The sequence below is a fragment of the Streptomyces celluloflavus genome (assembly GCA_000720995.1).
GTDB lineage: Bacteria > Actinomycetota > Actinomycetes > Streptomycetales > Streptomycetaceae > Streptomyces > Streptomyces celluloflavus.
In genome coordinates, this window is the sequence record JOEL01000002.1 from 273,432 (window position 1) to 289,612 (window position 16,181).

Here is a 16,181-nt window from a genome sequence, read left to right on the forward strand (position 1 = left end):
GGAGTCCGGATTCCCCCCCCGGCCTTCGGGTGGGTGCGGCCCGCCCGTTCAGACCTCGTCGGCGGAGGGGTACTCGATCAGTTGGCACAGGACCGGGTGGCTGTTTTCGGCCAGTCGGGGCATGACCCGCGGCAGTTCCTCGAAGGCGCACCGCTCGGTGAGCAGCACGTCGAAGGCCGGGTCCGCGAGCAACTCCAGGGCCAGGGCGAGTCGGTCGGTGAAGGTGCGGCGGGACCGGCGGGCCGGGGAGACGGCGCCGACCTGGCTGCTGCGTACGGTCAGGCGGCGGGAGTGGAACGACTCGCCCAGCGGCAGGCTGACCCGCCGGTCGCCGTACCAGCTGAGTTCGAGCACCTCCCCTTCCGGCGCCAGGAGTTCGAGCGAGCGGGCGAGTCCGGCCTCGGTGGCGCTGGTGTGGAAGACCAGGTCGCGTCCGGGGCGGGCCTCCTCGGGAGGGGCGAAGCCGACGCCGAGGGCCCTGGCGATCTCCGCTCGGGCGGGATCGGTGTCGACCAGTTGCACTCCGACCGCCGGATACCGGGCGAGCACCGCCGCGACGCAGCAGCCGACCATGCCCGCCCCGACCACCGAGATCCGGTCGCCGGGCAGCGGTGCAGCGTCCCACAGGGCGTTGACCGCGGTCTCCACCGTGCCGGCCAGTACGGCGCGGGCGGGGGGCACGGTGTCCGGTACGACGGTCACCGCGCCGGCGGGGACGACGTAGCGGGTCTGGTGCGGGTACAGGCAGAAGACGGTACGGCCGAGCAGGTCCGGCGGTCCCTGTTCGACGACGCCGACGTTGAGGTACCCGTATTTGACCGGTGCGGGGAAGTCGCCTTCCTGGAACGGCGCCCGCATGGCCGTGCGCTGACTCTCGGGCACCTCGCCGCGGAAGACCAGGGTCTCGGTGCCGCGGCTGATTCCGGAGTACAGGGTGCGGACCATGACGTCGCCGGCACCGGGGCCGGGCAGCGGAACCGTCCGGATCTCGCCCCGGCCGGGTGCCCGGAGCCAGAAGGCGCGTGCCGTGTGCTGCATGGTGACCTCCGTGGCGGCGGGGCGGTACGCCATCGTTCCCCGGCGGGGCCGGGCTGTGGTCCCCGAGACCCGGCAGGCACGCGGATACGCTGAGGCGCGCCGATTCACTTTGCCACACTGTAAGGAGACGTGGTGGCAGCTCAAGACCTCAGCGGCACCTGCCAGTTCAGCCAGGAGTTGACCATCGGCGTGGGCGCGCAGTTCGCCCTGCTGGCGCTGCTGTGGGTCGGGGTGGGACTGGGGCCGGCCGGCTGGCTGGCCGGCGCGGCGTTCGCCGCCGCCACCTGGGTGGTGCTGGCGCTGTCGCTGCGCAGGACGTGGTCGCGGCCGCTCGGGCCGGCGAACCGCGTCACGCTGGCGCGGACCGGGCTGGTGTGCGGGGTGACGGCGCTGGCGGCGAGCGCCGTGGCGGACCGGCGGACGCTCACCGTGGCGTCCATGGTCGTCCTCGCCGCGGTGGCGCTGGTCATGGACGCGGTCGACGGCCGGGTGGCGCGGCGCACCGGATCGGCCTCCGCGGTGGGGGCGCGCTTCGACATGGAGGTCGATGCCGTTCTGATCCTGGTGCTGAGCGCTTTCGTGGCGGTGTCCCAGGGGGCGTGGGTGCTGGTGATCGGCGCCATGCGCTACGCCTTCGTGGGGGCGGCCCGGCTGCTGCCGTGGCTGCGGGCCGCGTTGCCGCTGAGCTGCGCCCGCAAGGCCGTGGCCGCGCTCCAGGGGATCGTCCTCGTCGTGGCGAGCGCGGGGGTCCTGCCGCCGGTGGCCACCAGGCTGCTGCTCGGACTGTCGCTGGCCGCCCTCGTGTGGTCGTTCGGGCGGGACGTCGTGTGGCTGCGGCGGTGCGGGCCGCGTCAAGCGGTGTGAGGTGGGATTGGGCCATGCGCTTCGATCGATTGTGATTGGCCTTGTTCTCTCTTGACGTAAGCGCACCCTGATTCGACCATGGCGTGTCGGTGGGGCCCGCGTCGCGCTGCGCCCGGTCCTTCGGGCCCGGCCATCACCCCGGGCCTGCGCATGGGCGCCGAGGTCCGCGCGCCTTTCGTCGTGCGCTTCGATATGGCAACCGGGTAAGGGAAATCTGGAATTATCTCATCCGGGGCCCGAGGTCCCGCGGCTCGGCAGTCCCATATGACTGAAATAAAACGCAATTCCGGACGATGAGGGAACCGTAAATTCCGTTTCTCTTTGTTCGCTTGGTCGCCTCCGGCAGTTCTCTACGTGATCACAAGTGTGCTGAAGTATTTCTTCGGCTCGACGCTCCAAGGGGGAGCAGCGGTGTCTGACGTATTGACTGGATTGGGCACGGAGCATCGGGACGGTGGTGAATTACGGCAGTACGTCACCGAGATAGTGGCCGTACGATCATTGTTGTACTTCGGGTCGCCGCGGCTGGCGGGCGAGGATCCCCACCACTCCCATGCGCTGGCCGAGACGGATATGCCCCTGCCGCCGATCGTGGTGCACCGGCCCACGATGCATGTGATCGACGGTCTGCACCGCGTGCGCGCCGCTCTGCTGCGGGGTGACGAGCACATCGAGGCACGGTTCTTCGACGGCTCCCCGGAGGACGCCTTCGTCATGGCCGTGAAACTCAACACCCGGCACGGCAGGCCCCTTTCGCAGGCCGATCGGACCGCGGCGGCCGCCCGCATCATCGGTACCCACCCGCACTGGTCCGACCGCAAGATCGCGGAGATCGCCGGGATCTCACCGAGCGGGGTCGGCGCCCTGCGGGCCCGTTCAACTGACGACGCCGGCCAGTCGAACACCCGGACCGGACGCGATGGGCGGGTGCGCCCGCTCAACGCCGCCGAAGGCCGCAGACGCGCCGGCGAGTTCATCGCCGAGCGTCCCGACGCCTCCTTGCGGGAGGTCGCCGAGGTCGCGGGCATCGCCGTCGCCACCGCCCGGGACGTACGCAAAAGGCTGGAGGACGGCGAGGATCCCGTACCGCCCAAACTGCGGGCCGCGGAGTGGCGGGACTCCGATCCCAAGGGTACACACGATCGGGCGAAAGAAGGGGATAAGGTCCCTGAACTCCCTTCCGAGAGCGACTCGTTGATCCTCTCCAGTATGCGCAAGGACCCCACGCTGCGCTTCCGGGAGTCCGGGCGGACGCTGCTGAGGCTGCTCAGCTGCCAGCCGATCGAACCGGAGCAGTGGCAGTGGCTCGCCACGGGCGTGCCCACGCACCGCGCGTGCGATGTGGTGCGGGCGGCGCGCCGACGCGGCGAGCAATGGCTCAGGTTCGCCCAGGAGTTGGAGGAGCGACGTCTCCACGAGAGTTAGCCGGGCCGGCGCCGGGGGCCACTTCGCAGGACGCTTCTGAAGGCTGTTGAGCACACAGGCCGTGTGCGCAACAGCCTTCTGTCATTTCGTGATGCGTGCGGGCCGCGTGTCGACGCGGACCGGATGTCGGCGTTCGGTCAGGTCCGGGGACGCCGGAAATGGCGGCCGCGGCGGCCTGTTCCGCCCCTCCGGGAGGATCTGCGCCGGCCTCCGGGGAGCGGGAAAACCCTGCAGCCTCCGCGACGTCGGGAGTTTCCCCTGCTCGGGCGCCGAGTTGTGTACAAGTGTGCGGTTCTCGCGTGGTCGAGGCTTGCTGCTCGTATGCGAGATGAGTAGAAGTTAGGGAGTACGCGGTAGACGTTTGGTTGAGCCATATTGCGCCAACGCATTCAGTGGATACGGCGACGGGGGAAAGAAATGACTTCGGCAGACGGAATGCGGATTCCTGGGTATCCCGGGACGATCCGTTTGCCGGTCTGACCGGTACCGGTATTCGACCGCGCCGCCGTTCCGCGGCGATGCGCACCGTTCCCCGATCCTCTCCGGCGCGCCGTGACGGCCGCCCACGCGGGGGCGAGTGAGGTACCCGCCGTGCCCGCATTCCACCGCCGCCCTCTCGCCCCGCGCATCCCGTTCCCGGCCGCCGCGAGCCCAGGGCGTCCCCAGCAGGAAGGACCACCCGGCGACATGACTGAACCGACGGCCCCGGCAGCGGACCCGGTCCTGGCGCACCACCGGCGCGATGGGGCCACCGGCCCGCCGGGGGGACGCGCCGCGGTCATCGCGGGGATCGGCTCGTACGTGCCACCCGGAGTCGTGACCAACCAGGACCTGGAAAAGCGGCTGGACACCTCCGACGAGTGGATCCGCAGCCGGACCGGCATCGCGACCCGGCACGTGGTCGACGCGGGGACCGCGACCTCCGACCTCGCGGTGGAAGCCGGGCGGCGGGCGCTGGCCTCGGCCGGCGAGCCGGGGGCGGACGCCGTCGTGCTGGCCACCACCACCTCCGACCGGCCGTGCCCGGCCACCGCGCCGGACGTGGCCGCCCGCCTCGGGCTGGCCGGCGTCGCCGCCTTCGACATCGCCGCCGTCTGCTCGGGCTTCCTCTACGGACTGGCCACCGCCGCGGGCCTGATCGCCGCCGGAACTGCCGGACGGGTGCTGCTCGTCGCGGCCGACGCCTTCACCACGATCATCGATCCGCTGGACCGCGGCACCGCCGTGATCTTCGCGGACGGTGCGGGCGCGGTGGTACTGCGGGCCGGTACGGCGGACGAGCCGGGTGCCGTCGGCCCGGTCGTGCTCGGCAGCGACGGAACGCTCAGCGACCTCATCGAAGTCCCCGCGGGCGGCTCCCGCCAGCGCTCCTCGGCCACCGCACCGGAGCCGGGGGAGGAGTTCTTCCGGATGCGGGGCCGCGACACCTACCGGCACGCGGTGATGCACATGCTGGCCGCCTCCGAGGAGGCGGTCGCCCGCGCGGGGTGGCGGCTGGCGGATGTCGACCGGCTCGCCGCTCACCAGGCCAACGCCCGCATCCTCGCCACCGTGGCGGAGCGGCTGGGCCTGCCCCCCGAGCGGCAGCTCTCCAATATCGAGACGGTGGGCAACACCGGCGCCGCGTCGATCCCCCTCCTGCTGGCGCAGTCCGCGGCCGAGGGCCGGCTGACGGCCGGTCACCGCGTCCTGCTCACCGCGTTCGGCGGGGGACTGGCCTGGGGGGCGACCACCGTGGTGTGGCCCGAGGTGAAGGCCCTCTGAACCGCCCTCCGATCCGTCCGCACGTGCGGACGCGCCGTGCGGACCCCCGATGCCCAGAGGCTCCCAGGAAAGGAAGCACCGTGTCCGTGCAGTTCGAGCAACTCAAGGAAATCCTGGTCACCAAGTTGCGGGTGGCGCCGGAGCAGGTCACGCCCGAGGCGACGTGGGAGGACATCGAGCTGGACTCGCTGGCGATGGTCGAACTGTCGCTGATGCTGGAGGAGAACTGCGGTCTGCGGATCGGCGACGACGAACTGCTGGAGACGCCGACGATCAAGGACATGGTGCGCCTCATGGAAGAGCGGAGCACCACGGCCTGATGTCCGGGATCGATGTCGCGGTGACCGGGATCGGCCTGGTCACCCCCGGTGGCGTCGGAGTCGGGCCGAGCTGGGCGGCGGTCTGCGAGGGCCGGCCGACGGCTGCCCTGGACCCCGGGCTCGCGGGCAACCCCGTACGGCTCGCGTGCCGGGTCCCCGGCTTCGACGCGGACGCCCTCCTCGGCGCCCGCCGCGCCTACCGGCTGGACAGATTCGTCCAGTTCGCGCTGGTGGCGGCGCGCGAGGCGCTCGCCGACGCCGGGCTCGACCCGCACTCCTGGGACGGTGCGCGGGTCGGGGTGGTGCTCGGCTGCGCCGACGGCGGGCCGGGCACGGTGGAGCAGCAGCACGACGTCCTGCGGGACCGTGGCGTCGCCAAGGTCTCCCCGCTGCTGCTGCCCATGCAGCTGCCGAACATGCTGGCCGGCCAGACCGCCATGGAGTTCGGGGCCACCGGACCCAATCTGGTGGTGGCCACGGCCTGCGCGTCCGGGGCCACCGCCATCGGCACGGCCCGGGACCTGCTCGCGCTGGACCGGTGTGACGTCGTACTGGCGGGCGGCAGCGAAGCGATGATCACGCCCCTGGTGATGGCCGGTTTCGCGCAGATGGGAGCGCTCTCCCGCCGCGAGGACGACCCGGCGACCGCCTCCCGGCCGTTCGACGTCGGCCGCGACGGCTTCGTCGCGGGCGAGGGGGCGGGCGTCCTGGTGCTGGAGCGCACCGCCGACGCCCGAGCCCGCGGCGCCGGGGTGCGGGGCAGGATCGTCGGCTACGGCGCGACCGCGGACGCCCACCACATGACCAGCCCGCACCCCCGGGGCGTTGGGGTCGAGCGGGCCCTGCGCGCGGCGCTGGCCGACGCGGACGCCACCCCCGCCGACGTCCGGCACGTCAACGCCCACGGCACCTCCACGCAGCTCAACGACCTGGTCGAGGCCCAGGCGCTGAACCGGGTGCTGACCGCGGACCCGCTCGTCACCTCCACCAAGGGCGTGACGGGGCATCTGCTGGGCGCGGCGGGTGCGGTGGAGGCCGCGTTCGCCGTCCTGGCCGTCGAGCGAGGGGTGGTGCCTCCCACCGCCAACCTGTCCCGGCTGGACCCGCGGATGGACATCGGTGTCGCCCGTACCCGGACCGACGCCCGGGTGGAACTCGCGCTGAGCAATTCCTGCGGATTCGGCGGTCAGAACGCCACGCTGGCCATCGCCGCGGCCTGAGCGAACGAAAGAGAAGCAGCGCAAGAAAGAACTGGCCGGGAAATTTTCGAACCTTCGAGAAAGGAGGAGGGGAGTACGGCCGAAGGGCAGTGTTCCCCTGCCGTCCAATGAGCGGAATGACCGGTGTGACGGGCGCTTCCATGGATGTGACCGGAAAGACGGTGCGGAGCATCGGCCTGCTGCGCATCGACCACCTCGGCATGGCCGTCGCCGACCTCGACGAGGCGATCGAGTACTACCAGCGGGTGTTCGGCATGCGCTGCACCCATATCGAGGAGAACCACGAACAAGGGGTGCGGGAGGCGATGATGTCGGTCGGGGACGACGCGGCGGGCGGGTGCGTCCAGCTGCTCGCACCCCTGACGCCGACGTCGACGATTGCGCGGTTCCTGGACCGCTCGGGCCCCGGCGTGCAGCAGATCGCGTACACCGTCACCGACGTGGAGGCGGCCGGTGCGGCGCTGCGCGAGCGCGGGGTGCGCCTGCTGTACGACGCGCCGCGGCGGGGCACGGCGGGCTCCCGGGTCAACTTCGTGAACCCCAAGGACGCCGGCGGGCTGCTGGTCGAGCTGGTGGAGCCGGCCCCGGCCGCGGACCACTGAGATTTCCCGGATTCCGCTTCACGAAGGCCGCGCCGGTACGCCGGTACGGCAATGGAGCAGTACACCGAGCAACCGGAATTCCTGTGTCCGGGTTCAGGAAGACCTTTGGGCCGGCATCGGGTAACTCCGTGAAGTCCCTCAGGGGTTCGGGAATTATTCGCGTGGAAAATGGGGGGCGGCTGTGCATGTTCGCTCGCAATCGACGGAGAGGTCTGCGGTGGGTCGGGATTCGGAAACGCTTGTCGAACATTTCCGTGAGATCTTTTCCGGCCGGCCCGGGGAACGGATTTTCCGCTTTCTCGCGAACGGCGAAGGGGAGCCGCTCGGCGGTACCAACGCCGAGCTCGACCTGAGGGTCCGCGCCCTCGCGGCCGCCCTCCAGGACCGGGTCGCCCCCAAGGAGCGGGCCCTGATCCTGTGCCCGGCCGGACTCGACTATGTGACGTCGTTCCTCGCCTGCCTCTACGCGGGGGTGACCGCCGTCCCCGTCTATCCGCCGGACCCGGCCTTCCTGAAGCGGACCCTGCCCCGGCTCACGGGCATCATCGAGGACGCCCGGCCCGCCGTGGTGCTCGCACCCGCGTCGGTCGTCGCCATGGCGCCCCGCTACGCCGAACTCGCCCCGAAACTGGCGGGACTGACGTGGCTGGGCGTCGACGACCTCGGCGCGGATCCGGCCACCGCCGCGGACGCCTGGCGGCACCCGGACATCACCGGAGGGGACCTCGCCTTCCTCCAGTACACCTCCGGTTCCACCAGCCGTCCCAAGGGCGTCATGGTCGGCCACGGCAACCTCATCCACAATCTGCGCGAGCAGAACCAGCGGCTGTTCGCGGCCGGCCCCGGCGACCACATGGTGTCCTGGCTGCCGCCGTACCACGACCTCGGACTGATCTTCGGACTGCTGGCGCCGGCCTTCGGCGGCTACCCGGTGACGTTCATGTCGCCGTTCGCCTTCCTCAAGCGCCCGCTCCGCTGGCTGCGCGCGATATCGGAGCACGGCGCCACCCTCAGCGGCGCCCCCAACTTCGCCTACGACCTGTGCATCTCGAAGGCATCCGAGGCCGACCCGGAGACGCTGGACCTCAGCGGCTGGCGGCTGGCGCTCAACGGCGCCGAACCGGTCCGCGCCACCACGCTCGACCGCTTCGCCGAGACCTTCGCCCCCGCCGGATTCCGCCGCGAGGCGCTGTACCCGGCCTACGGCCTGGCCGAGGCCACCCTCGTCGTCTCCGGCGGCGACCGCACCGCCCGGCCGGTCGTCCGCGCTCTGGCGGCCGACGCCCTCGCGGCGCACCGCGCCGCCGACGCCGGCCCCGGCGAGGACGCCCGGCAGGTGGCCGGCTGCGGAAGCTCGCTGCACGGCCAGCGGATCGCCATCGTGGACCCCGCGACGCGCACCGCCCTCCCCGAGGGCCGGGTCGGCGAGATCTGGGTGTCCGGACCGAGCATCGCCCAGGGCTACTGGCAGCGCCCCCGGGAGACCGAGGAGACCTTCGCGGGCCGCACCGCCGACGGCGCGGGACCCTTCCTGCGCACCGGTGATCTGGGCTTCCTCGACGGCACCGAACTCCACGTCACCGGCCGCATCAAGGACGTCATCATCATCGCGGGCCGCAACCACTACCCGCAGGACATCGAGCGGGCCGTGGAGGACGCCGACCCGGCCCTGCGGGCCGGCTGCGGGGTGGCCGGCGCCCGCCACATCGACGGCGCGGAACGGCTGCTGATCGTCCACGAGGTCGACGGCGGACCGGAGGACCTCGACACCGAGGGCATCATGGCGGCGCTGCGCGCCAAGGTCGCCGACGAGTTCGGCCTCCAGGTGCACCACATCGCCCTGACCGGGCGCGGCCGGGTCCCCAAGACCTCCAGCGGAAAGCTGCAGCGCGCCGCCTGCCTGGACGCGTTCCTCGACGGCAGCCTCGCCACCCTCGCCACCTGGCCGCCACCCCTCCTCGACGCGGCCGCGGAGCGCGGCACCGCGCGGCAGGGGCCCGCCGCCACGGAGCCGCCGTCCCCGGGCCGGGCCCGCATCGAGGAGTGGCTGACCCGGGAGCTGGCCGACCGGTCGGGCCTGCCCGCGGCGGAGGTGGACACCACCCGGCCCCTCGCGGGCTACGGACTGCAGTCGGTGGCCATGGTGTCCCTGCTCGGCGAGCTGGAGCAGTGGCTCGGGCGCGACCTGCCGGCCACGGTGCTGTGGGAGTACCCGACGATCGAGGCGCTGGCCCGCTTCCTGGACACCCCGGACGGCACCGGGCCCGCGGCCGCCGCACCGGCCGCCGGCACCGCACCGGCCGTCGGCACCGCTTCAACCGAAGCCGCCGCTCCGGCCGTTACCGCCGCCCCCCGGCAGCTTCCGCAGCCACTCGGCCCGGCCGAACCCGTCGCCATCGTCGGCATCGGCTGCCGCTTCCCCGGCGGCGTCGACGGCCCCCGGACCTTCTGGGAACTCCTGACCGAGGGCCGCGACGCGGTGACCGAAGTGCCCGCGGACCGCTGGAACACCGAGGAGTTCCTCGACCCCGACCCCGCGGCCCCCGGCAAAACCACCACCCGCTGGGGCGGATTCGTCGACGGCGCCGACCGGTTCGACCCGCACTTCTTCGGCATCTCCGCGAGCGAGGCCGCCCGCATGGACCCCCAGCAGCGGCTGCTGGCCGAGGTGGCCTGGGAGGCGCTGGAGGACGCCGGAATCCCCGCGCAGAGCCTGGCCGGCACCCGCACCGGGGTCTACATCGGCGTCTCCACCTTCGACTACGCCACCCTCCAGCTCGGCGACCTCGAAGGGATCGACTCCTACACCGGCACCGGCAGCGCGCTGAGCATCACCGCGAACCGCCTCTCCTACCTCTTCGACCTGCGCGGACCCAGCATGGCCGTGGACACGGCCTGCTCCTCGTCCCTCGTCGCCGTGCTCCAGGCATGCGCGAGCCTGACCCGCGGGGACTGCTCCGTCGCCCTCGCCGGCGGCGTCAACCTCATCCTGTCCCCGGCCTTCGCCATCAACTTCAGCAAGGCCGGGGTGATGTCACCCGACGGCCGCTGCAAGACCTTCGACGCGAGCGCCAACGGCTACGTACGTGCCGAGGGCGCGGGCGTCGTCGTCCTCAAGCCCCTGAGCCGGGCACTGGCCGACCGCGACCCGGTCTACGGCGTCATCCGCGGCGGGGCGGTCAACCAGGACGGCCGCAGCAACGGCATCATGGCCCCCAATCCGCAGTCCCAGGAAGCGGTGCTGCGCGCCGCCTACGCCGACGCGGGGATCGACCCGCGCCGGGTGCACTACGCCGAGGCGCACGGCACCGGCACCATGCTCGGCGACCCCATCGAGGCCAAGGCGCTGGCGGCGGTGCTCGCCGCCGGCCGGGACGCCGGCACGCCCTGCCTGATCGGGTCGGTCAAGTCCAACATCGGCCACATGGAGGCCGCCGCCGGCATCGGCGGACTGATCAAGGCCGCGCTGATGGTGCGCCACCGGATCGTGCCGCCGAGCCTGCGCTACAAGGAACCCAACCCGCACATCCCCTTCGACGAGGTGGCCCTGCGGGTGGCCGACACCCTCCAGCCCTGGCCCGGCACCGAAGGGCCCGCCCTGGTCGGCGTCAGCTCCTTCGGCTTCGGCGGCACCAACTCCCACGTCGTCGTCGAGGAGGCACCGCGGCCCGCCGCGGACCCGCCGCAGGCCGACGGCGCGGGCGCCTACGCGCTGCCGCTGTCCGCCCGCAGCCCGGAGGCGCTGCGCGACCTCGCCGCCCGCTACGCCGACCACCTCGCCGGCCCCGCCGCGGCGCTCGCACCGCGGCGCCTCGCCTTCGCCGCCGCCGTCCGCCGCGACCACCACGACCACCGCCTCACGGCCGTCGGCGACACCCTGGCGGACCTCCGCCGCGCCCTGCTCGCCTTCGGCGACGGCGACGAGGCACCCGGCCTGTCCACCGGCCCCCGCCGCGTCGGCCGCCGCCCCCGCACCGCCTTCGTCTTCTCCGGGCAGGGCCCCCTGTGGTGGCCGCTGGCCACCGATCTGCTCGACACCGAACCGGCGTTCCGGGCCGCTCTCGAACGCTGCGACGCGCTGCTGCGCAAGCACACCGACTGGTCCCTGACGGAACAGCTGACGGCCGGCCGGGACGGCGCCCGGCTGCTGCACACCGACGTCGGCCAGCCCGCCCTGTGCGCCGTCCAGATCGCCCTGGCCACGCTGTGGCGGTCCTGGGGAGTGGAGCCCGCCACCGTCGTCGGCCACAGCGTCGGCGAGATCGCCGCCGCGCACATCGCCGGCGCCATCGGCCTGGAGGACGCGTTGCGCGTGGCCCTGCACCGCGGCCGCGTACTGCGCTCGGCCGCCGGGCGGGGCCGGATGGCGATGGCCGCCGTACCGCACGTCCGGGCCCGGCAGATCCTCGACGGCCGCGGCTCCGCCCCCGTCTGGATCGCGGCCGCCAACAGCCCCGGCACCACCGTGTTCTCCGGCGAGCGCGAGGCCCTGGAGGACCTGGCCCGCGACCTGGCGGCCGACGGCGTCTTCTGCCGCGTCCTGGAGTCGGTCGAATTCGCCTCCCACTGCCCGCTGATGGAACCGGTCGCCGCCGAACTGCGGCGGGCACTGCCCGGCCTCACCCCGCGCGCGACGGCCATCGACATGCTCTCGACCGTGACCGGCGAAGTGATCGACGGCAACCGGCTCGACGCCGGGTACTGGGCGTCCAACCTCACCTCGCCGGTCCTCTTCGACCGCGCGGTCACCGCCCTGGCCGACTCCGGCCACGACACCGTCGTCGAGATCTCCCCGCACCCGATGCTCGTCGAGGCCGTCTCCGAACGGCTGGCCGCCCAGCAGACGGACGGCGTGGTGGTGTCCTCGCTGCGCCGCGACACCTCCGGGCGGCACTCCGTACTGGACGCCGTCGGCCGCCTCTACAGCGCGGGCTACCCCGTGGACTGGGCCCGCCTGTACGGGACCGAGGGCCCCATGACGGCGCTGCCGTCCTACCCCTGGCAGCGCGAACGCTGCTGGCTCTCGGAGACCTCCGGCCGCCGGCGCGGCCCGGCACAGCACGGCCATCCGGCGCTGGAGACCTTCATGCGCTCCGCCGTCGCCCCCCGCGCCTCTTACTGGTCCGCCCGCATCGACCTCGACGGCTTCCCCTACCTGCGGGACCACCGCGTGGGCGGCACCGCCGTGCTGCCGGCCGGCTTCGTGCTCGACGCGGCCCTGGCCGCGGCCCGGCGCGTCCTCGGCGACCGGCGCGCCGTCATCGAGGACGTCCGCTTCAGCCGGATGACGGTGGTGTCCGAGACGGCCGAGGAGAGCACCCTCCAGCTCGTCCTGTTCCCCGAGACCGGCGACGCCGGCTCCCTCCGCCTCTTCAGCCGCAGCGGACAGGCCGCCGACGCCGAGAACTGGGAGGAGGCCGCACACGGCCGATACCGGCTGGCCGCCCGCGGCACCGACGCCCCGCCCCGCCCCGCGGACACCCCCGAGAACGTCCGCGAACGCTGCGCACAGCCGGTCGCGGCGGACGGCCACTACGCCGCGCTGGAGCGGGCCGCCCTGCAGTACGGACCCGCCTTCCAGGGCATCACCGACATCCGCCGCGGCGCACACGAGGCCCTCGTCGCCCTGCGGCCGCTGCCCGAACTCACCGACGACCGGGACCCCTACCTCGTCCACCCCGCCCTGCTCGACAGCTGCCTGCAGGCCCTGGCGGCGGCCCTCGGCCAGGCGGCCACCTACCTCCCCGTCGGCGTCGGCCGCTTCACCCTCACCCCGCCCACCGCCGCCCCGCGCTGGGCGCACGCGGTGACCGAGGAGGCCCGGCCCGGCGACGACGGCACCGTCCACGGCACGGTCGTCCTGTTCGACGCGTCCGGCACCCGGATCGGCGAGGTCGGCGGCATCGCCCTCCAACCCCTCGGCCAGGGCCGGGAACAGGACACCGTCGCCGACGCCCTGCTCGACCTGAGCTGGCGGCCCGCCACCGGGGACACCGGCACCCGGCACACCGAAGCGGCCGCCGGCTGGTGGCTGCTGTTCGCCGACCGCACCGGCGTCAGCGACGACCTGCGCACCCGCATCAAGGCCGCGGCCGGCACCGCCGTCACCGTCACCCCCGGCGACCGGTACCGCCAACTCGGCCGCCACCACTACGAGATCGACCCCGCCCGCCCCGAGCACTACACCGCGCTGCTCGGCGACCTCCAGGAGGCCCGCTCCGCCCCGGCCGGCGTCGTCCACGCCTGGTCCCTGGACGCCCGCGACGAGCAGAAGGCGGGCGACGCGGTGCCCGAGTCCCTGTGGAGCCCCCGCGACGGCGGCTGCGTCACCGCGCTCCACCTCGTCCAGGCCCTGGCCGCGGCGGACTTCACCACCGCCCCCCGCCTCCTGCTGGCCACCCGCGGTGCACAGCGGGTCCGGGACGACGACGCCCCGCCCGCCCTCGCCCAGGCACCCCTGTGGGGCCTGGCCCGGGTACTGCGGCTGGAACACGCCGAACTGCGGCCCACCATCGTCGACCTCGACCCGGCCGGTGACGGCGACGCGGCAGGGCTCCTCGGCGAACTGCTGCGCCCCGGTGACGACGAACAGCTCGCGCTGCGCGCCGGCGAACGCCTCCTGCCCCACCTGGACACCTGGCGCGCCCCCGAACGCGACGACGCGGACACCTGGGAGCAGCGCCCCTTCGCCCCCGGCGAGGACGCCAACCACCGCATCCTGGCCACCCGTCCGGGCCTCCTCGACAGCCTGGCGCCGACCCTGTGGGAGCGCCGGACCCCCGGCCCCGGACAGGTAGAGATCGAGGTCGCCGCCGCCGGGCTGAACTTCAACGACGTCCTCAAGGCCATGGACATCTGCCCCGGCGCGCCCTCCGGCAGCGTCCCCCTGGGCGGCGAGTGCGCGGGCCGGGTCGTCGCCGTCGGCGACGGCGTGGACCTGCGCCCCGGCGACCCCGTCATGGCCGTCGCCACCTCCGGCATGGCCAGGTACACGACCACCCCCGCCGCCCTGGTGTCCCCTCGCCCCGAGGGGCTGACCGACACCCAGGCGGCCGCGCTGCCCATCGCGTTCCTGACCGCGGTGTACGGCCTGGAGTACCTCGCCCACCTCGGCGAGGGCGACAAGGTGCTCATCCACTCCGCGACCGGCGGCGTGGGCCTGGCCGCCCTCCAGGTCGCCCGCCGCAACGGCGCCGGGGTCTACGCCACGGCCGGCACCGAGGAGAAGCGGGAACTGCTGCGCAGCCTGGGCGTCCGGCACGTCATGGACTCGCGGTCGCTGCGCTTCGCCGACGAGATCCGCGAGCTGACCGACGGCTACGGCGTCGACGTCGTCCTCAACTCCCTCGCGGGCGAGGCACTGACCCGCAGCCTGGCACTGCTGGCGCCCAACGGCCGGTTCGTGGAGATCGGCAAACAGGACATCTACGACAACAACCAGCTGGGGCTCGGTTTCCTCAAGCACAACCGGTCCTTCTTCGCCGTCGATCTGGAGCGCTCCTTCGCCGAACAGCCCCGCCTGATCGCCCACCTCTTCGCCCTGCTGCAACGCGGTTTCGCCGACGGCGACTTCACCGCGCTGCCGGTCACCGGGTTCCGCTACGCGCAGGCCGCCGACGCCTTCACCCACATGGCCAAGGCCCGCCACACCGGCAAGATCGTGCTCCGCCCCGACGACACCGCCCCCGCGACGGTCGCCGTCCGCTCCCACGGCCCGGTCAAGGCCGCCGCCACCTACCTGATCACCGGTGGTCTGGGCGCACTGGGCCTGCACACCGCCCGCTACCTCGTCGGCCAAGGGGCCCGCCACCTCGTCCTGGTGGGCCGCGGCGGACCCTCGCCCGAGGCCGCCCGGACGCTGGACGAACTCCGCGCCCAGCAGGCCGGGATAGCCGTCCGGGCCGCCGATGTCTCCCGGCAGGAAGACGTCACCGCCCTCCTCGACGAGATCGACGCGACCATGCCGCCCCTGGCGGGCGTCTTCCACGCGGCGGGCACCCTCGACGACGGCCTGCTGCGCCGGCTCGACGCGGACCGCTTCAAGACCGTGGCCGCACCCAAGGCCGCCGGCGCCTGGCACCTGCACCGCGCCACTGCGGACCGGAAGCTGGACTTCTTCGTCCTGTACTCCTCCGCCGCCTCGCTCATCGGCTCGGCCGGTCAGGCCAACTACGCCGCGGCCAACGCCTTCCTGGACTCCCTCGCCCACCACCGGGCCGCCTGCGGCCTGCCCGCCCTGAGCGTCAACTGGGGCCCTTGGGCCGAGGCCGGCCTCGCGGCCCGCCCCGACCGGGGCGGCGCCCTGTCCGCCCGCGGCATCCTCGGCCTGCGCCCCCGGGACGGCATCGACGCACTGGACCGGCTGCTGCGCACCCCCACGGCCCAGGCCGCCGTGCTGCCCCTGGACCACGGCCGGCTGCGCGCGGCCGCGGACGGCGGCCTGGTCTCCGGGCTGCTCACCTCCCTCCTCGGCACCCCGGCCGCGGCCGGCGCCGAAGGGCGGCGGCCCCAGGGCGAGGTCCGCCACAAGCTGCTCGCCGTCGAACCCGGACGGCGCCGCCGCACCCTCCTCGTACAGCACTGCCGGGCGGAGGCCGGACGGGTGCTGCGCCTGGAGGCGGCCAAGGTCGACCCCACCGCGCCCCTGACGCAGATGGGCTTCGACTCCCTGCTCTCCCTCGAACTGCGCAAGCGCCTGGAGTCCACCCTGCGGATCGAACTGCCCGCCACCATCACCTGGCGCTACCCCACCATCGACGTACTGGTGCCCTTCCTCGCCGAGCGCATGGACATCGCGCTGGAAGCCGAAGCGGCCCACCCGCCGGCCGGGGCCGCAGCCGCGGAGCCGCCCGCCGACGACATCGGGAGCGAGCTGGACGGACTCTCCGACAGCGACATCGAGGCGCTCCTCCTCGCCAAGACGCAGCAGATCGACGAAGGGCGTTGAG

8 protein-coding genes are annotated in these 16,181 nt (G+C 73.4%); 7 read left to right on the forward strand and 1 reads right to left on the reverse strand.

All coding sequences use genetic code 11. From position 1 onward, the window contains the following. Window positions 1-48: 48 nt before the first annotated feature. Window positions 49-1,038, reverse strand: coding sequence for a zinc-dependent alcohol dehydrogenase (locus IH09_RS02955; protein WP_052853810.1), 990 nt, complete (start codon window positions 1,036-1,038; stop codon window positions 49-51). A 132-nt stretch (window positions 1,039-1,170) separates the two neighbouring features. Here IH09_RS02955 and IH09_RS02960 point away from each other — a divergent pair, with 132 nt between their 5' ends. The 7 genes from IH09_RS02960 to IH09_RS02990 all read left to right on the forward strand — a co-directional run bounded on the left by IH09_RS02960 (window position 1,171) and on the right by IH09_RS02990 (window position 16,180). Then, a complete protein-coding gene (locus tag IH09_RS02960) occupies window positions 1,171-1,902 on the forward strand; it encodes a CDP-alcohol phosphatidyltransferase family protein (protein WP_052853666.1) in 732 nt (243 codons plus the stop codon). Between the two features lie 504 nt (window positions 1,903-2,406). After that, window positions 2,407-3,327, forward strand: coding sequence for a ParB/RepB/Spo0J family partition protein (locus IH09_RS02965; RefSeq protein WP_110952026.1), 921 nt, complete (start codon window positions 2,407-2,409; stop codon window positions 3,325-3,327). Between the two features lie 687 nt (window positions 3,328-4,014). Further along, on the forward strand, window positions 4,015-5,091 hold the full coding sequence (locus IH09_RS02970; RefSeq protein ID WP_110952027.1) for a beta-ketoacyl-ACP synthase III: 1,077 nt from the start codon (window positions 4,015-4,017) through the stop codon (window positions 5,089-5,091). A gap of 80 nt (window positions 5,092-5,171) precedes the next feature. Beyond that, window positions 5,172-5,411, forward strand: coding sequence for an acyl carrier protein (locus IH09_RS02975; protein ID WP_172451154.1), 240 nt, complete (start codon window positions 5,172-5,174; stop codon window positions 5,409-5,411). Continuing rightward, a complete protein-coding gene (locus IH09_RS02980; RefSeq protein WP_052853668.1) occupies window positions 5,411-6,631 on the forward strand; it encodes a beta-ketoacyl-[acyl-carrier-protein] synthase family protein in 1,221 nt (406 codons plus the stop codon). Before IH09_RS02975 ends, IH09_RS02980 begins: the two co-directional genes overlap by 1 nt. A 116-nt stretch (window positions 6,632-6,747) precedes the next feature. After that, window positions 6,748-7,233 (forward strand): methylmalonyl-CoA epimerase, encoded by a 486-nt coding sequence (mce, locus tag IH09_RS02985; RefSeq protein WP_240150933.1) that lies wholly within the window; start codon window positions 6,748-6,750, stop codon window positions 7,231-7,233. A 217-nt stretch (window positions 7,234-7,450) separates the two neighbouring features. Next, complete coding sequence (locus IH09_RS02990) at window positions 7,451-16,180, forward strand: SDR family NAD(P)-dependent oxidoreductase (protein ID WP_318279373.1); 8,730 nt, start codon at window positions 7,451-7,453, stop codon at window positions 16,178-16,180. Window position 16,181: the final 1 nt, after the last annotated feature.

Coding starts and splice junctions, on each gene's coding strand:
- mce (WP_240150933.1), top strand. CDS start 6,748: ATGACCGGTGTGACGGGCGCTTCCATGGATGTGACCGGAAAGACGGTG.
- IH09_RS02955 (WP_052853810.1), bottom strand. CDS start 1,038: ATGCAGCACACGGCACGCGCCTTCTGGCTCCGGGCACCCGGCCGGGGC.
- IH09_RS02980 (WP_052853668.1), top strand. CDS start 5,411: ATGTCCGGGATCGATGTCGCGGTGACCGGGATCGGCCTGGTCACCCCC.
- IH09_RS02970 (WP_110952027.1), top strand. CDS start 4,015: ATGACTGAACCGACGGCCCCGGCAGCGGACCCGGTCCTGGCGCACCAC.